Source organism: Vulcanisaeta sp., assembly GCF_049966235.1.
Classification (GTDB): Archaea; Thermoproteota; Thermoprotei; order Thermoproteales; family Thermocladiaceae; genus Vulcanisaeta; species Vulcanisaeta moutnovskia.
Genome location: NZ_JBMFVA010000001.1, coordinates 217,185 through 233,504, shown reverse-complemented (window position 1 = coordinate 233,504; position 16,320 = coordinate 217,185). Strand labels below are relative to the sequence as shown.

The window sequence follows — 16,320 nt, the reverse complement described above, 5'->3', positions numbered from 1 at the left end:
TGGTGGACCGGCCGGGATTTGAACCCGGGATCTCCCGCGCGCCGAGCGGGCATCCTTCCAGGCTAGACTACCGGCCCTCGATATGGAACAACCCTGGGAATTTAAGCTTTTCGCGAATTTATCATTAGTTCAGGGCTCACATATTCCTCGCCATTTAATGGTTTTTATATTCGCTTAGTCTCTTTATCTTGAATGATTAATTGAAATAATGATACATCCAATAATTTTTGCGTGAGCACCGGAGCCAATTTCCTTAGGATGATTGAGGACATGCAGAGGTTGTTTACTAAGCTCTATGATTTAGCAATGACAATACAAGGTGGCGTATTTATAATACATGTGGCAATTCCTAATGAACCAGGTACTTTGGGTAGGGTCTTAACTACAATAGAGGCAGCTACGGGACTTAACCTATTACTAGCCTATGCCTATGGATGGCCTGGTGAAGCAATAGGCTATGCCTTACTGGTATATCCAGCAGGTAATACTGATGAAATAGGTAAGAAGCTCGTTGAAGCATCAAAATCGGCTGGAGCTATAATACTTGGTGCCTATAAAATAGAGAATAAAATGCTATGATTTTAATTTAAGTGGACATTAAAATCACGTATACCTAACACCATTTGGATCTAGTTTATTTAGGAATTGCAGCTCTTCGGTGTTCACCGTCTCGAGCATATTTAATGGCTCCCTAACCCTTGGCTTAAAGGCCATATTATTAATTACATCATCAAAGCTAACCCTTGGGAATAAGCCCGTCAATACTAATTCCCCCGCGTCGTGATCAAACTCAAACATAGCCTTTGGCGTGCATATTGTTAAACTTGGTCCTTGCCTTGTAGGTCCCGGCGCTGTAATGAAGTCAACCCTATCCACTAATGTCCTCCTTGAATGCTCACTAAGCCACATTATTATTCTACGGGCTCTCCTATATAGATAGGCTGCAGCTGCACCACCTGGTAACCTAACCCTTGGCCTCTCATAATTACCAATTACTGATAGGTTCATGTTTCCATGTCGATCAACCTGCGCTGCGGAGAAGAACATAACGTCAAGTTGACCACGCCTAGCCAAGTCAAATGCATCTAGGCTTGTTATGAAGCCCCTACCATTAATGAACGAGTATGGATCCCCTGATGAAGGCATCACTGTAATGTCTCTAGGTTCATACACCTCGGCTACATTTATGAACCAAATACTCAATCCCCAATACCTGGCTAATGCAATAGCTAATACTGCAGGGACGGATGTTAAGCCCGTATATGCAATATCGCCATCCCTTAATTGCTTTGCCATGCACTTAATGATGTTATCCATATCAGCCATGTACGAACACCCCAAGCACCTTCTCAATGCTTAATCCCGCCTTAACACTATCAAAGTACTTCTTAATAACATCATAATCAGCTCTATAATAACCGTACATTGATGTTGGCCACGCGCCCTTTGGTGAATGTACCACCGCAGTCACCATGAAGCCTGGTATTGTTAATAGCTCTGGGTGCTCTCTGAAATAATCCTCACTTACTATTTCCTCGGCCGTAACTATAACTCTCTTAGCAGCTTGAATTTTAAGTAAATCCTCATATTTAGGACCGTATATTTCAATATCGCCTTTCTCATCAGCCCTATGCGCATGTACTAAAGCTACATCAGGCCTTATGGCCTTAACGGCAATTAACTCCTGGTCATTAAATGGATCCTTAATTATTTTCCAAATACCTCTCTTAACATTTAATGGAACTAAATCACTATCTAAAGCAATTGCTGATGGCATGAAGGGAAACCCATAAGACCCAGCGCGGAGTCCTGCCATCACGCCCTCACAAACATCCTCAATGAACTCCACCTCACCACTCTCCACCATCCTCCTAAATCCAGGTGCAATGCCGAAGTGCTCGAAGGTAACCATCGCAGCCCTAATCCTCCTAACCCTACCCGATATCGTTAATAAGTCAAAGGCCAGACCAGGCTCCCTATCTACCAACGCCAAGTCCCTCTTATTTGACCTAGCTATGGCTATAGCCATTGCCATAGGATTACGATGAAAGGACATGCCGCCAATAGCTATTTCATCACCGTTATTAATCAAGTCCAGGGACTCCTCGATACTCATCAACTTATTTTTAGCCATACAGTATACTAGTAATTAAAAGGGTATTAAGTTTTATGATATGAATGCCTTAGGCGCAATTAATACCTCATCGCCATCGTTAAGATTAGTAGATAATCCCCTTAGCCAGTGTATGTCTCTGCCGTTCACAATCACTATATAATTCTCATTAAGTTCATCACGCCTGAGCAGCATCCTCGGAATTTCTGGATTTAACTCGCCAAGCTTCATTATTAGATCCTTGACTGTATATCCATTCGGTACTTGAATGGTTAGGCTTATGGCATTAACAAGCTCATGTAATTGCGCAGATAATACTACCCTCAAATTCATAATTCATCAGGAGCAAACCGAATCAACAAATGCTTTTGCTAATTCCCTGGCTCGGTCTATTGAATTCGTTTCTTCGATACATGCGTTCTCCTCATCCTTCATATAGACTATGTATTTACCACCCACGTCATATATCATACCCCTACCAAAGCAATTCTCCTCAAGTAGTGTCTGATAAGCCTCAATAGGCTCTTTATTGGATAAACTATCTATTATGCTCCTCACCCTGTCATTATTGCACTCCACTAAATATGTGCAGATTACCGCCTTTTAAGTGTAATGCTAATACTTAATTAGCCTAGGGCATTATCGTTATAGGGAATGAGCAGGGAATATCCACGATATCCGCTGGTTGGTGTTGGCTCTATAGTTATTAAGGACGGAAAGATTTTACTGATAAGGAGAGGTGCAGAACCTAATAGAGGTAAGTGGTCAATACCTGGCGGTATGGTCGAGCCCGGCGAAGATCCTGATTACGCTGCCTTAAGGGAACTAAGGGAGGAAACCGGCATTATTGGTAAGGTAATTGGGCTCTTTGGTATTTATCAATACTTAGAACGTGATTTTGAAGGTAGGATTAAGTACCACTTTCTACTTCTTGATTACTTGGTCGAACCAATAGGCGGAACACCTAAGGCATCCAGTGATGCTATAGAATTAAGGTTTATTGGATTAAGGGAGGCATTGAATTTGGATCTAACGGACACAGCAAAGCAGTTATTAATGGATTTATTGGCTTCTGGACCAAGACCATGTGGTGGTGGCTTAATTAAGCTCACTCATTAGTATCTAATTTCAAAATCATCGAATTCGTTCTTAGGCTCCTCATACTCAACCTCAACATCCTCAATAATAGCACCAGGCGGTCCTTTGTTAACTATACTCACTAATTGCTCAATGGAATCATCGGGGCCTTCAGCAACGATCTCTACAGTGAACCCATCAGGTAAATTCCTAACAAAACCCTTAATACCCAGCCTTTTAGCGTTTCTTCTTACAAATGCCCTAAACCCGACTCCCTGAACAATACCTTTAACTAACACGTGAATTCTCTTCATTATTGTCTAAAATAACGTTTTAAATTAGGGCTTTAAAGGGTAACTAACGTGTTGATTACCGATGTTAATAAAATAATTAAGGCATTGCCAGGAATAGTACTATTCATAAGCTTATTAATTTTAGTGGGCGTTAATGCTATACGTATATTGATCACTATCGCATTATTTATATTATTTTATGAATTGTTTAGGAAGTATCCACTACGGAATAATTGGTTCCTAATTCCATTAACTTCGGAGGTTATCCTTGCATTATCAATAATGTTCATAATAACAAATACCTATTTCTATGATGAGTTAGCAGTATTTATTGGAGTTATTGCGATGGTACTATCACTAAGGATTGCTGATTCTAGAGCTACGGCAGCCTTAACGCTACTGTATGTTTTATATCTATTTTATAGGGGATATGTGAATCCTGCACCACCTGCATTTTATCTATTGGTTAATTCCCTGCTTATTTTCATGATATCTTTCATAATCACAATAAGAAACTCAATCCTAATGTATAGGATAGATTTTTCTGAGGATATTATTGATAGGGTAATAACGTACCTAGGTATATTACTAATAATACCAGCGGCTGTAATACTCTTTATTCTAAATCAAACCTATACGTACATGGTGTTAGTACCATCAATAGTATCTGCGGTTCCAATGATGAGGAGATTCACTGGCTATATTTCCGCGGCATTGATATTATTAACATTGATTTATGGCGTTTACCCAGTAATTAAGCCTTATTGGTTAGGCGTTGCAGCCTTAATACTCATATTTATAATAATGTACTTAAGACCGACTAGGTTAAGATTTGTCAAGGAATTGAAACCACCAATATCATGGTTAGGCGCATGGTTAGGTGGTAAGTATTTAATCGATGACATAGTAGCAACGGGTGGTTTTAGTTACGTACTTAGGGGTAGAGATGAATGGGGCAGGATCTATGCTATAAAGGTACTTAAGGACAAGGACTCGAGAGGCAATCCCCTGGCCAGCGATCCTAAAGTACTTTCATCGTTTAAGAAGGAGATGAGTGAGTATTTACTCATTGAGAGCCCTTATATTGTTAGGGTATTTGAGGTTCACATACCGCCGGATGAGAAAATACCCTATAAATCACTTGAGGATTATTTGAATGAACCACCATACGTAGTTATGGAGTACATGGAGGGAGGATCACTAAGAGATCTAATGAGGGAGAAAGGGCCTTTGGAACTTAATGAGTTCGTAAGGCTTGCGTACTTAATAACCCTGGCATTATCAGAACTTCATAAAGCGAACATAATACACCTAGACCTTAAACCGGAGAATATACTGTTTAAGGATAGAAATAGAAGGATCGTGAAAATAGGCGATTTAGGCGCGGCTAAGATAATGGTTGGCGGTAAATCCTACGTATCACAATTCTCAATAGCATACGCAGCGCCCGAGGTTAGTAGAGGAATCGCCGATATTAGAACTGATATTTACTCACTTTCATGTATATTCTACGAAATGCTAACGGGCATGAATCCACACATTCATAGATTAAGTAGTGGACAAGCCGCTGTACCCTTAATAAATAGTTATAGGCCTGACATACCGCCAGAATTGGCGTCATTAATAATGAGAGGTCTTGAATTAAATCCATCACTGAGACCGACAAGTACTGAGGAGATCTTGGCAATTCTTAGCAAGTTTCTAAATAATGCCACCTAACTATTGTGATTTCTCCTCAGCAATAACAGATAGTTTAATTACGGTATAGTAACCAAGCCTAACAACTATATCATTACTAAACCTATACTCATTTATTCTCCTAAAGGAACCACTATCGAGAACGTAAGTACCATTTGTACTATTTAAATCCTTAATTAATAATTCATTACCAACCATTGTTATTACAGCGTGTTTTCTTGAAACTGTAGGATCGGGTATTATGACCATGTTCTCAGGACTTCTGCCAAGGGTTATTTCCTTAATTATTGATAAATCAAATACCACCTTAAAGTCCTTCATGAAATCCCTAGGACTTTCAATAAATGTCAATTCGAGTCTGCCTAAATTGCTCCTTACGGTTTCCGTACCAAGTAGTTCCATTCTCTTAGTCTCCTCATTAGACCCCATTATGTATTAACTCAGAATTCGAAACAACTTATAAGAGTTACTTCTATACTAATTTTTAGGATTTAGTCGGCGTTTCTTGACTGCCCTGCGAAGCCGGTGGTGTTGAAGACTGCGTTTGAGCTGGCTTAGTAGCTGGTGGTGCCGTTACTGTCTCTCTACGTATTGGTGCCTTAGCCATCGCCATCTTCCTCTTCCTCTCATCCTCAGACCTAACCTTTAGTATGCCTAGGTAAATGGCACAGTTTATGCAATATGTCTTAGTTACGTAATACCTAGGCACAATCGCCCCCTGCTTCTCAAGCTCTCTTGCGAGGTCAGCCGGCACGGGCGAGTACGGTACAGTAACCCTAACCGCCTTAGACCTAGGCACTAGCTTACCACAATTATCGCAGTAAACCATTGGTTCCTTACCCTTATCGCCCTTATGGCGTCCCCTATTCTTCCTCTTCTTCGGCATATTCCTGAAGCCATACATTAAGCCTCTTAAAAAACATACCCCCTTCGTAATTACGTGCCGAACAAAACGGTTTTATCTACCTCATAAGGTTTTTAATCATTAATTAATGATTACCTATGAGAATAATGAAGGAAGCAACATTATATAAGGCATTACCTGATGGCAGGGTTGAGTGTACGGCATGCGCAAGGAGGTGTAAGCTTTCTGATGGGCAATATGGGTTTTGTGGTGTTAGGTGGAATTTAGGTGGTAAACTTTACCTGATGGTTTATGGGAAGATCTCGGCAATAGCCGTGGACCCAATAGAGAAGAAACCCCTTTATCACTTTAACCCAGGTTCAATGGTGCTCTCCTTCTCCACGTATGGCTGTAGCTGGGCATGCCAATACTGCCAAAACTTTGACATAAGCCAGAGAAGGATTCTTGAGGGATTTGAGGTAACTCCAGAGAAGATAATCGAGTTAGCGGAGACCTACGGAACCCAAGGCATTACATATACGTATAATGAACCATCAATCTTCGCAGAATTCGCGCATGACGTCGGAATCCTCGCAAAGAAGAAGGGATTATTTAATACGTTCGTTACGAATGGTTACATGACTGATGAAGCCATTGATTACATATCTAAATTCCTCGATGCGGCTACTGTGGATTTTAAGGGTAACGCTGAGCCTAAGTTCCTGAGGAAGTTCTCATTAGTTCCCGATCCAGAGCCCATATTCCAGACAATCCTTGAGATGAAGAGAAAGGGAATATTCGTTGAGATTACGGATCTCGTAGTTCCTGAGATAGGTGATAACCTGGAGTATGCCCATAAGCTTGTCAGGTGGATAGTGGATAATTTAGGGCCCGAGACGCCCATACACTTCCTAAGGTTTCACCCTGATTATAACGTTGATTACCTACCACCAACACCCATAGAGACACTGGAGAAGCATGCTCAGGTGGCTAAGAAGGAGGGACTTAAATACGTCTATATTGGTAATGTTCCTGGGCATAAACTCGAAAACACCTATTGTCCAAGTTGTGGCAGGGTTGTGATTAGGAGGAGGGGTTTCGACATATTGGAGGTTAATTTAACGGATGATGGCAGGTGTAAGTTCTGTGGTGCTAAAATTAATATTGGTGGTAGGGTATGGTCGACATGGAGATTAAGTGATAGGTTCGCCTACGTACCTATTGAATTATTGTCTAGGTATGTTAGAGTAACTAGGGAGCAGATCGAGGAACTTAGGAACAAGATACATGTTAAAAGACAGGAGGGTTAGGTTAACCTCTTAATCTCAATATTAGTGATACAGAATACCCTGCCTGATAGGTTAGCAGTATTTCCATTGATTAGCATTGTTATACCCGTAGTCTCATCGGTGAGATTAAGCTGGTTAGTGGGGAGTACTATGCTTATTGTGCTGACATTAACATAGATCCTAACCACGTACTCCTCATTATACTTATCAATAAGTGTTAATACAAAAAGTGATAAATAATCACTTGCCTTATGCTCCTTCCAACCCAGCAGCCAATAATCATCGCCATACCTACTATTAACGCTCCTTAATAATGACGTGAATTCAATATCATCAAAACACTTACCTATGGCCAAGTTCAACTTCCTTAGAAATCTCCTCAAATTCCTAGTAGATCCTTTAGCTAACTCTACGACCATTTCATTTCGTTAATGGGAATTGTTTAAAAACATGTCCCTAAAAATAATAATTATGCACGGTAAATTAGGTATTAATGACTTATTAATTACCATAAATAATGTAAAAATAACTTGATTAACCAATAATAAATTGGTAAAATTATACATTACTTACTCACGACATTAACCCTAACCTTAATACCATTGAGCAATGGTGTACCTGCATACTTACCCTTAACGCGCCCTGTAATACTATTTATTGGCTTACCATCAAGGTCAATAAGACTACTCTTATAAATCAATGCCACACCAGGAGGCACATTATCATCCCTAACAGCCCTAGCCCTAACACTACCAAACTCATTCTCCAAAACAACAATACCCTCATAATCATGAGTATAAACCACAGGTTCTAGATTGCCGTAAATCTCGCGGAACTGCGTATTCGTATAAAGTGGGTGCGAAGTAAAAACTAGTCTAATCTCATAACTACTCAATTCACTGGGCTCTACGAGATTAGGCAGTGGAAACGCATCTGGCTCATTAGTGGGTAAATACTTTGGCTTAATCTTAATGACCTTCCTCTCCCTCAACTCCTCCAATGTAATACCAGCAGGCCTTATGGCTCTATCCACGGCCTCCCAGGGATCCTCAAGAAGTAGTGGATGAGAAATCTCAAGCTCCTTAGCTAATCTACGCATTAAGTCAACCTCCGTTATACCCTTAGGAGACTTAATTGGTTCATTGTAAACCAGGTAATCATGCCAATAACTATAAATTACGTCATACTTCTCAAGGAACGTCGGCGCCGGAATAACGACATTAGCTAGCTTAGCCGTTTCGGACCAGTATGGGTCATGAACAATTAATGTGACCCTGCCCTCACGAACAGCCTCAATCAGCTTGTCACCACCTGGTAGGGTAACCACAGGGTTCTCATTCCAGGCATACATGATATCGACCTCACCACGCTCAATGTAATCCCCAAAATCAGCCATGGGTATAACCCTAGATGACTTGGCCATGTGAAGACCTCTAAGGTAGTCAAAGTCTATTCCCCAACCCAGAGAGTTCGAGTAATAATAACCCCTCTCTAGACCGACTAAGGCTGGGATTAGTGAAATCATACCAATGGCATCACCGCCATTTAGGGAACGCCCAAGAGCAAAACCGATCAGCGTTAATGGCTTATAACCATGGTAAAACTCAGCGAGCCATTTAATGTCATCGATGGACACGCCGCTAATCCTTGATAGATAATCAAGCGAGAACTTCCCGACGTAGCTAGCCAACTTCTCAAAATGCCTAACCTTACCCTCGACAAGACCCTCCTCAATAAGCACCTTGATTATGCCGAGTGCCAAAAACACGTCGGTACCAGGCTTAACTATTATTGCCTTATCCGACTTCCTAGCTGTGTCACTGAATCTAACATCAATCGCCACCTTGAACTTCTTAATGAATAAAGCCCATATATGAGGCGCCGACACACTAGCAGGAAATGCCCAGAACACGGCAGCCTTATACTTAACGAAATCCTCAGGCAGGGCACCCATGCTGGTGCCGTAATGCGACCTGATGGCTGCGTGACCCTCCGCAGAGCATATGGACCTATCAGTCTGTGATGCGCCAATGACATTAAACAGCCTATCTGGGAAATACCACGTGAGTAATCCCTGGTTTCCGTCATAGTCTGTACGTAGTATCCTGGCCGGATCCTTCTTTATGGCCTCCCCGAGTAGTCTTGCCACGTATTTAATGACCTCATCAATACTGACCTCCTTACCATCTATGTAGGCCGAAGTAACCCTATTTCTCTCATTCCTAATTAGGTCAGCCCTACCCCTGGCGCATGTGAAGCCATTAATCGGGAATATGTTAAGTGGCCTATAGTTCTCGTCAAATATGCATGTGTCGTAGCAGTCCCTCGTGCATGCAATTACCATGTTAATTAGTGGTCAATCACGTACTAGTTATAAACTAATTCCCAGTGATAAGTGAGGATTGACCATGAGCAGGGTATTCGATGTAATAGTAGTTGGTGCTGGTTCCACGGGAATAACAACGGCTTACTACCTCGCCAAGGAGGGCCTTAGGGTCTTGGTCATTGATAAGCATGGTGTCGCTCAAGGAATGACAGCATATTCTCTAGGCCTCGTTAGGAGTTACTATGCGAATGAGGATGTGGCTAGTATGTCGCATTACAGTCATGAATTCTTCATGAACTTCGAGAAGGAATTCAGCGTTAATGTGTTCACGAAGACAGGCCTCCTGGTCCTTGGTAACGATGAGGCCGACATGAGGAAGACCTTTGAAATGCTACGTAATGTTGGTGCCAAGGTTCGATTACTGGGTAATGATGAGATCCGTGAAATGTTCGATATAGATACTGCACAGGATGAGGTCGGTATTTATGAGGAGGATGCGGGTTATGTGGATACGGGCCTATACACAAACACAATCATGAATAGGGCTAGGGAGTTGGGTGTTGAGTTAGTTATTGATGAGGCACGTGTTCAATTTAATGATGATAAGGTAATTGGCGTGAGACTCGTTAATAGTGACGATATTGTAAGGGCTGATCACTACGTTATCGCGACAAATGTATGGACACCAAAGTTACTACCTCAACTAAACCTGCCAATTAAAAATATTATTGAGAGGGTGGTTAGGGTTGACATGGGTAGGTCACTACCCAACGTATTTGATTACGTGAATAACTTCTATATAAGGCCTGAGGGTTCGACTAACGGATTAATGGGACTATTGTACCCACCCGAGGATGTTTGGCCGGATCCAGATAACTTCAACCCACTAGCTGAGCCTGAGTTTGACTATGCCGTTGGTGTCATGGAGAATGCAGCCAGGAGGTTGCCGTGGTTCGTAAATGCCAAGTACCTGGGCGGTTGGAGGGGCCTCTACGATGTTACACCTGATTGGATGCCAATTATTGATGAACCTATTAAGGACTTGGTTATTGTTGTTGGTTTAAGTGGCCACGGATTTAAGCTGACACCGGCCTTCGCCATCATGGTCACGGAACTAATAAAGTATGGAAAAATAAAAACGTTTAAGGACATATTCAGACTAAATAGATTCAGGGAGGGAAGAACAATACAGGGAATAGTGCAAGAAAAGGCTGCGTTTTAATGAGATTCACGGATATATACTTTTTGTCCTCCTGTGTATGTTTCTAGTACCTTTATGTTTCTTAGTTCCTTATCGCCTACGCTTAGTGGGTCTTTATCGATTATTATGAAGTCAGCTAGGTAACCTGGCTCGAGCTTTCCGAACTCATTCTCCTCACGGAGTAGGTATGCAGAACCATACGTGTAGTAGTGGAGGACATCTACCACGCTTACCCTCTCATTACCCGTATACTTACAGAGCTCTATACCCTCATAGCAGCCCCTGGTAACCGCCGCATACACGGTCTCCCATGGATTTAGCGGCTCGACTGGCGCGTCTGTGCTGAAGCCGAGCATGATACCATTATCGATCAGCGTCTTGAATGGGTACACGTACCTAGCCCTATCAGCACCAACCCTATTCACGACCCACCAATCGCTAATAATGAAATGGGGCTGAACGGCTAATACGATGCCGAGCTCCCTAATCCTCCTTATTAAGTCCTCCCTGAGGACTGAGGCGTGTTCAATCCTATGCCTAAGGTATGGGGCATTGCTCACCTTACCATAGACTTCGAGAATAGTCTCGATCATCCTATCTCCAATACCATGAATCGCAAGCTGAAGACCAGCCTCATCACTCCTCCTAGCAATACCCATCAACTCATCAAAACCATAATTAGGCTTACCAGAGTTACCTGGGTCATCACTATACGGCTTAGACAGCCAGGCGGTTCTCGCGCCGAGAGATCCATCGGCGATGACCTTAATGCCATTGATCTTCAGGTACTGGGATCCAAAGCCGGCCTTAATACCGAGCTGTCTCAGTAACTCGATAACGTCAATTCCATGATCAAATGGGTTCAGGTACGCCCTAACTCTAATTGGTAATTTACCGAGTTCCCTCTCAATCATTATTAATGATTGTAAACTCCTAAGGTCCACAGACACGAAGCCCATTGTTGTAACGCCAAGCGACGCTGCGTACTTCATTGCATTGATCATGAAATCTCTATAGTCATTAACGGTGTATGAATCCCGAATCACCTCCTCAACCCTATCTAGGGCGCGCTCGACAATAATTCCAGTCGCATCACCCCTCTCATCCCTAATCACATCCCTATCCACTGCATTTAAGAGCCCAGTTAACTCCATAGCCCTCGTGTTAAGCACGGCAGCATGACCACAGACCCTAACCAGCATGACGGGTCTATCGCTGACCACCTCATCAATGTCGAACCTACTCGGCCAACGCCTCTCCCTAAACAATTCCTGATCCCAACCCCTACCCATTACCCACCTGGTCTTAACACTCTTCACATACTCCCTAAGCCTACTCTTCAACTCCTCAATACTATCAATACCCCTTAAATCCAGTGTCGCCAGGTTAATGCCTATCGAGTCCAAGTGCGCATGGGCGTCGATAAATCCTGGCATCGCAACACGGCCCTTTAAGTCCACCTTCTCGAGCCCAAGGGCATCCGCAATCCTCAATGCTCTTGTTTCATCACCGACATAAACAACCCTATCACCAACTACAACCATAGCCTCAGCCTTAACCAGGGGCTTGAATGATGGATAAACCAAACCATTAAACAAAACAAAGCCGCTAACCATTATCTAGAGTTATTAAAGCGCATATGTAAGTGTTACTGGTAAAAGTCGATGGGCACCTTAATGATCGAGGCTATCCTAGACGCTGTGGTTAGGTTTGCCCTGGCCCTGATTATCTCGTTACCGCACACGAAATTAACCATGTAATATCTGCCGTGTCTAACCATGACGACCCTATCAACCCTCAATTCCCTATGGTATAATTCTGAGAATGAGAGAATGATCGCAATGACTATTATGCTGATGAAGAAGTTGTAGGCTATTAAAAAGAAGGATAGAACAATTAGTAACACCGTAGTCGAGGTACATAACTTAACCAGTATACTATATTCATAAACCGTGACGCAACGTCCATATACATCACTTAGAGAAACACCACCCACTAAGAATTAATGAGAGTTGTGAATTTTTAAATTTACATAACTCGGCAACGTCACTAACTGAGATAGCCGGGATATCTTTAGTAAAAGAGTATAAGTAAGGAAATCAGGAGGATATTTTGTGAGGACTAACGATCCATGGTGGACCGGCCGGGATTTGAACCCGGGATCTCCCGCGTGCAAGGCGGGCATCCTTCCAGGCTAGACTACCGGCCCAAGGAGAAAGTCGAGAACTAAGAAATTTAAGCTTTTGCCTGTGCTTGACCTAGTTCCTTCTCGTAAACAATGAACTTGCCGTAGTAATTCTCGAAGTCTCCCTCCTCCGTGGCAAGTACCTCGGTTTTGATAGGCGTTGTTGGTGGCCCTATGGAGAATTCACCAAGGCCTATGCCTCTTCCGACGTACACCTCGTCTATCATGGTCATTACAAAGTCCTCAATGGCCCTCGTACATAGCCAGTGTCTTCTTGTTGTGCAGAAGTAGCCATTAGTCCTTTTTAATGCCTCCCTGATTACTTCCCGAATTGCCTCTCCACGGACTATACTTACTTGGCTTGGCCTTGCCACGCCTGTGAATAGGGTTAACACTTCGTGGAATCCCAGGGACCTCGCTAGGCGTCGACTCGGCTCGTTCCAATCAGCGATCATTAGCATCGCGTACCTAATACCGTTTTTCACGGCTTCATTGAGTACGTACTCCGTTAATGCCTTACCAATGCCCATCCTTCTATAGCTGGGGTGGATTCGAATTCCCTCAAGCCATGCCGTGCTTGTTTCCCTAATCAATACCATGTTTACTACGCCTACTATTCTGTCCTTAATAATTGCAACGTAGGCCGTGCCCTCATTAATCCACTCATTAATAACACTAGGTATGTAATCACCCCACTGAAACGTATTCCTAGTGAACCCTATTACTTGCTCTGCATCACTGGATGATGCCTTTCGTATCGTCAATTCATTCATTGTGGCCGTAAATGCCAAATACCGCTATTTTTACCTTTTCCCGCCAACCTTGCAATAAAGCACTTAAACATATCTTATGAAAATTATTTTTCGTGGGTTCATTCACCCTAAACTTCAGTAATGGTACCTTAATCGTGGAAGGACCTGCAACTATAACCGTGGCGAGCGGGCAATGCGAGGTGTTGGGCTACCCCGTGAATGGTTCATTAAGTGTTGAAAGGTTTAGGGTTTTGCCCATATTCGCCAGGGGTTCATGCACATTATCCGTTAGTGGGGGTTCCGTTAGGTATGTTGATGGTAGTACAATACCAAGCGATTGGGATGAGCTTAATCTCGAGGGTATTGCCTTAATAGTTGGCGATATCGATTCTGGCAAGACCACACTAACCACGTATCTACTGAATAAGCACGTTATCCGGGGCTTAAGTACATGCGTCATAGATGCCGATGTTGGTCAGTCATCGATAGGGCCTCCCGGTGTTATTGGGCTTTCCTGCGTTGGATTACCAACGCCAACATTAGAGGACTTACACATGATGAGCGGGTTCTTCATTGGTTGTAACAGTCCATCACAATGCATTGGTCGGTTTATCGGCGGGGTTAGCACTATGGTTAGGGAGGCCTTTAGTAGGACGCCGGGTCTCGTGTTGGTTGACATGCCTGGTTGGGTTGTGGATGGCGGTATTGAGTTGATAAGGAATGTCGTTGATGCGGTTGGTGCGGATTACGTAGTATCCATAGGCATTAACCTACGCTTAAGGTCAGGTGTTAAGGTAATTAATGTTTCTAGATCAAAGTACGTAAGACCCAGAGACTCAGATGAGAGGAGGTTTCTGAGGAATCAAGCATTACGTAGGTACTTAAGTGGTGAGTTGGTTAATGTCAATATCGAGTTAAACAAAATCATTGGTAACTCAGTGATTGAGTGCATAGTCAATAATTGCGGTCATTACGTGATTGATAACGTGGCTAAGGTCACCAGGCATGGTAGTGTGGTCAAGGTCCCGTCTAGGCTCTTTAATAATGTATTCATTGGCTTGGTGCGTAGGGGTTTCCTGGTAGGCTTTGGCGTGATTAAGGAATTTAATCTTAAGGAGGGTATAGCCAACGCCCTTGTCACCACAGATTACTTTGAGGAGGCAGTCATGGGTAGGCTACGTGTTGACCCGGAGAAGCTTGAGGAGATTGAACCATTTCCACTACTTTAATAGCCTGAGACGTAGATTGCTGTGACGATGTTTAGGTTACTGCCCGTCCACCCAGTACGTATTATGGTGTTTGCCCTTTCGAATATGACCGCGGTATTGTTATTACGTAACTCATTCACTGGGTCAATACCTAACTTAATGGCTTCCTCGATTAGGTGACCATCAGCGACACAGCCCGCTGCATCCATGTTTCCGTCGATTCCATCGGTCGCCATGGAAATCATGGAGACTCCATCAACGCCCCTCACCGATAATGCGAAACCCATGCATATCTCCGTCGTCCTACCACCCCTACCATTACCCACCACCGTAACCGTAGGCTCACCACCAGATAGGATCAAACCACGCCGAATCGGGACACCCCTAAACCTGGCCTCCAGTGCTACACTCGCCAAGTACCTACCAACCTCCCTGGCCTCCCCATCCATCCTAGACGTGAGTATTAAGGACTCCATACCAAGCGACTTGGCATAATTTGCCAAGTCCGTGAGCACGTCCATATTGCTCGCAATCACATAATTCCATGTATTAACCAACTCCTTAGGCGACTCCTCAATTATGCCCTTCAAACCCTGCTCAAGAACCTCCCTAACGGTACTGGGTACCTTATCCCAAAGACCCCTATTCCTCAGTATGGTTATGGCATCTTTATACGTGGTTGGGTCAGGGACTGTTGGTCCGCTGGCAACCGTTGCCGGGTCATCGCCAGGTACATCGCTTGCTATTAACGTTATTACCCTACCGCCCCTCTTAATTACCTCCTTGGCTAGTCTCCCTCCCTTCGTCATCGATAGGTGCTTTCTCACGGTGTTTATCTCATGAATAGTAGCCCCACTCCTCAGTAGTAGGTTATTTACTTCCTTAATGTCCTCAAGGCTCAGACCTTTCATGGGTACTTCGACCAGGGCTGAACCACCACCGCTTATTAGGAATAGTACATAATCATCACTCCTAACATTACTTAGTAAATCAAGTATCTTCAAACCAGCATTAACACTTGCCTCTGTTGGCAATGGGTGTGTTGACTCAAGGATCCTTATCTTCCGTAGATTACCTGGCGTCCCCTTGGGCACCACGGCAATCCCATCAATGATTTTATCGTAGGCCGCATCCTCAACTGCCCTAGCCATCCCCACTGAGCCCTTACCGATGGCTATGACATAGAAGTTATCGATTTCATGTCTCATGACTCTTACCTTACCATTACCAATATTGATTGCTCTTAAGGTCCTGAGGTATAGGTCTGAGGACTTAAGAATGAGACCTAGTAAATCACTCAGTAAGTCACCACCAAATACGGGAAATACCACGTG

The 16,320-nt window shown here is 43.3% G+C and carries 18 protein-coding genes, 2 tRNA genes and 1 pseudogene; 6 read left to right on the top strand and 15 right to left on the bottom strand.

Features of this window, described 5'->3' with window-relative positions:
• Positions 1-77: transfer RNA gene (locus ACP5L5_RS01300), tRNA-Ala, on the bottom strand.
• A gap of 154 nt (positions 78-231) precedes the next feature.
• Here ACP5L5_RS01300 and ACP5L5_RS01295 point away from each other — a divergent pair.
• Positions 232-579, top strand: a complete 348-nt coding sequence (locus ACP5L5_RS01295; RefSeq protein ID WP_428761060.1) for an amino acid-binding protein — start codon at positions 232-234, stop codon at positions 577-579.
• Positions 580-603: 24 nt separating this feature from the next.
• On the opposite strand, the gene ACP5L5_RS01290 is transcribed toward ACP5L5_RS01295, so the two are convergent.
• The 4 genes from ACP5L5_RS01290 to ACP5L5_RS01275 are packed head-to-tail and all read right to left on the bottom strand — an operon-like array spanning position 604 to position 2,692.
• Positions 604-1,326 carry a CoA-transferase gene (locus tag ACP5L5_RS01290; protein ID WP_148224618.1) on the bottom strand — a complete coding sequence of 241 codons (723 nt, stop codon included), beginning with the start codon at positions 1,324-1,326 and terminating at the stop codon, positions 604-606.
• Positions 1,319-2,134, bottom strand: coding sequence for a CoA transferase subunit A (locus ACP5L5_RS01285; protein WP_428761058.1), 816 nt, complete (start codon positions 2,132-2,134; stop codon positions 1,319-1,321). The genes ACP5L5_RS01290 and ACP5L5_RS01285 overlap by 8 nt, the downstream gene beginning before the upstream one ends.
• 33 nt (positions 2,135-2,167) lie before the next feature.
• Positions 2,168-2,446, bottom strand: coding sequence for a MoaD/ThiS family protein (locus tag ACP5L5_RS01280; RefSeq protein ID WP_428761056.1), 279 nt, complete (start codon positions 2,444-2,446; stop codon positions 2,168-2,170).
• Positions 2,447-2,452: 6 nt separating this feature from the next.
• Positions 2,453-2,692, bottom strand: coding sequence for a hypothetical protein (locus tag ACP5L5_RS01275; RefSeq protein WP_013603610.1), 240 nt, complete (start codon positions 2,690-2,692; stop codon positions 2,453-2,455).
• A 75-nt stretch (positions 2,693-2,767) separates the two neighbouring features.
• On the opposite strand from ACP5L5_RS01275, the gene ACP5L5_RS01270 reads away from it, so the two are divergent.
• Positions 2,768-3,232 carry an NUDIX hydrolase gene (locus tag ACP5L5_RS01270; protein ID WP_428761054.1) on the top strand — a complete coding sequence of 155 codons (465 nt, stop codon included), beginning with the start codon at positions 2,768-2,770 and terminating at the stop codon, positions 3,230-3,232.
• On the opposite strand, the gene ACP5L5_RS01265 is transcribed toward ACP5L5_RS01270, so the two are convergent.
• A complete protein-coding gene (locus tag ACP5L5_RS01265; protein ID WP_013603612.1) occupies positions 3,229-3,504 on the bottom strand; it encodes an acylphosphatase in 276 nt (91 codons plus the stop codon). The genes ACP5L5_RS01270 and ACP5L5_RS01265 overlap by 4 nt on opposite strands.
• Positions 3,505-3,552: 48 nt before the next feature.
• Between ACP5L5_RS01265 and ACP5L5_RS01260 the strand changes: the two genes are divergently transcribed.
• Positions 3,553-5,202: a serine/threonine protein kinase gene (locus ACP5L5_RS01260; RefSeq protein WP_428761052.1), complete on the top strand. Its 1,650-nt coding sequence runs from the start codon at positions 3,553-3,555 to the stop codon at positions 5,200-5,202.
• Here the strand turns inward: ACP5L5_RS01260 and ACP5L5_RS01255 are convergent, their stop codons facing one another.
• Together ACP5L5_RS01255 and ACP5L5_RS01250 are read right to left on the bottom strand one after the other, a co-directional pair.
• A complete protein-coding gene (locus tag ACP5L5_RS01255; protein WP_428761051.1) occupies positions 5,203-5,610 on the bottom strand; it encodes an FHA domain-containing protein in 408 nt (135 codons plus the stop codon).
• A 175-nt stretch (positions 5,611-5,785) separates the two neighbouring features.
• Positions 5,786-6,067 (bottom strand): annotated as a pseudogene (locus ACP5L5_RS01250) (30S ribosomal protein S26e); the annotation flags it as partial.
• A gap of 125 nt (positions 6,068-6,192) precedes the next feature.
• Here ACP5L5_RS01250 and amrS point away from each other — a divergent pair.
• The gene (amrS, locus tag ACP5L5_RS01245; RefSeq protein ID WP_428761049.1) at positions 6,193-7,335 is read left to right on the top strand and encodes an AmmeMemoRadiSam system radical SAM enzyme; all 1,143 of its coding nucleotides are present in this window, start codon (positions 6,193-6,195) and stop codon (positions 7,333-7,335) included.
• On the opposite strand, the gene ACP5L5_RS01240 is transcribed toward amrS, so the two are convergent.
• Both ACP5L5_RS01240 and ACP5L5_RS01235 read right to left on the bottom strand, forming a co-directional pair.
• Positions 7,332-7,733, bottom strand: a complete 402-nt coding sequence (locus ACP5L5_RS01240; protein WP_013603617.1) for a hypothetical protein — start codon at positions 7,731-7,733, stop codon at positions 7,332-7,334. The two genes, amrS and ACP5L5_RS01240, sit on opposite strands and share 4 nt — an antisense overlap.
• Positions 7,734-7,879: 146 nt before the next feature.
• On the bottom strand, positions 7,880-9,658 hold the full coding sequence (locus tag ACP5L5_RS01235) for a molybdopterin-dependent oxidoreductase (RefSeq protein ID WP_428761047.1): 1,779 nt from the start codon (positions 9,656-9,658) through the stop codon (positions 7,880-7,882).
• Between the two features lie 64 nt (positions 9,659-9,722).
• On the opposite strand from ACP5L5_RS01235, the gene ACP5L5_RS01230 reads away from it, so the two are divergent.
• Entirely contained in the window at positions 9,723-10,862 is a 1,140-nt protein-coding gene (locus ACP5L5_RS01230; protein ID WP_428761046.1) for an NAD(P)/FAD-dependent oxidoreductase, read from the top strand.
• Here the strand turns inward: ACP5L5_RS01230 and ACP5L5_RS01225 are convergent.
• The 4 genes from ACP5L5_RS01225 to ACP5L5_RS01210 form a co-directional block, all read right to left on the bottom strand.
• Complete coding sequence (locus ACP5L5_RS01225; RefSeq protein ID WP_428761044.1) at positions 10,859-12,457, bottom strand: amidohydrolase; 1,599 nt, start codon at positions 12,455-12,457, stop codon at positions 10,859-10,861. The genes ACP5L5_RS01230 and ACP5L5_RS01225 overlap by 4 nt on opposite strands.
• Positions 12,458-12,489: 32 nt before the next feature.
• Positions 12,490-12,837, bottom strand: a complete 348-nt coding sequence (locus tag ACP5L5_RS01220; protein ID WP_428761042.1) for a hypothetical protein — start codon at positions 12,835-12,837, stop codon at positions 12,490-12,492.
• A 136-nt stretch (positions 12,838-12,973) separates the two neighbouring features.
• Positions 12,974-13,050, bottom strand: a tRNA-Ala gene (locus ACP5L5_RS01215).
• Between the two features lie 26 nt (positions 13,051-13,076).
• Positions 13,077-13,799 (bottom strand): N-acetyltransferase family protein, encoded by a 723-nt coding sequence (locus ACP5L5_RS01210; RefSeq protein WP_428761040.1) that lies wholly within the window; start codon positions 13,797-13,799, stop codon positions 13,077-13,079.
• 92 nt (positions 13,800-13,891) lie between these two features.
• Between ACP5L5_RS01210 and ACP5L5_RS01205 the strand changes: the two genes are divergently transcribed.
• Complete coding sequence (locus tag ACP5L5_RS01205; protein WP_428761038.1) at positions 13,892-15,007, top strand: Clp1/GlmU family protein; 1,116 nt, start codon at positions 13,892-13,894, stop codon at positions 15,005-15,007.
• Here ACP5L5_RS01205 and ACP5L5_RS01200 read toward each other — a convergent pair.
• Entirely contained in the window at positions 15,004-16,317 is a 1,314-nt protein-coding gene (locus ACP5L5_RS01200; RefSeq protein WP_428761036.1) for a glycerate kinase type-2 family protein, read from the bottom strand. The genes ACP5L5_RS01205 and ACP5L5_RS01200 overlap by 4 nt on opposite strands.
• Positions 16,318-16,320 lie beyond the last annotated feature (3 nt).

Excerpts from the sequence above, each read along its gene's own strand:
- ACP5L5_RS01290 (WP_148224618.1), bottom strand. The coding sequence starts at position 1,326 with ATGGCTGATATGGATAACATCATTAAGTGCATGGCAAAGCAATTAAGG.
- ACP5L5_RS01285 (WP_428761058.1), bottom strand. The coding sequence starts at position 2,134 with ATGGCTAAAAATAAGTTGATGAGTATCGAGGAGTCCCTGGACTTGATT.
- ACP5L5_RS01280 (WP_428761056.1), bottom strand. The coding sequence starts at position 2,446 with ATGAATTTGAGGGTAGTATTATCTGCGCAATTACATGAGCTTGTTAAT.
- ACP5L5_RS01270 (WP_428761054.1), top strand. The coding sequence starts at position 2,768 with ATGAGCAGGGAATATCCACGATATCCGCTGGTTGGTGTTGGCTCTATA.
- ACP5L5_RS01265 (WP_013603612.1), bottom strand. The coding sequence starts at position 3,504 with ATGAAGAGAATTCACGTGTTAGTTAAAGGTATTGTTCAGGGAGTCGGG.
- ACP5L5_RS01255 (WP_428761051.1), bottom strand. The coding sequence starts at position 5,610 with ATGGGGTCTAATGAGGAGACTAAGAGAATGGAACTACTTGGTACGGAA.
- amrS (WP_428761049.1), top strand. The coding sequence starts at position 6,193 with ATGAAGGAAGCAACATTATATAAGGCATTACCTGATGGCAGGGTTGAG.
- ACP5L5_RS01240 (WP_013603617.1), bottom strand. The coding sequence starts at position 7,733 with ATGGTCGTAGAGTTAGCTAAAGGATCTACTAGGAATTTGAGGAGATTT.
- ACP5L5_RS01235 (WP_428761047.1), bottom strand. The coding sequence starts at position 9,658 with ATGGTAATTGCATGCACGAGGGACTGCTACGACACATGCATATTTGAC.
- ACP5L5_RS01230 (WP_428761046.1), top strand. The coding sequence starts at position 9,723 with ATGAGCAGGGTATTCGATGTAATAGTAGTTGGTGCTGGTTCCACGGGA.
- ACP5L5_RS01225 (WP_428761044.1), bottom strand. The coding sequence starts at position 12,457 with ATGGTTAGCGGCTTTGTTTTGTTTAATGGTTTGGTTTATCCATCATTC.
- ACP5L5_RS01210 (WP_428761040.1), bottom strand. The coding sequence starts at position 13,799 with ATGAATGAATTGACGATACGAAAGGCATCATCCAGTGATGCAGAGCAA.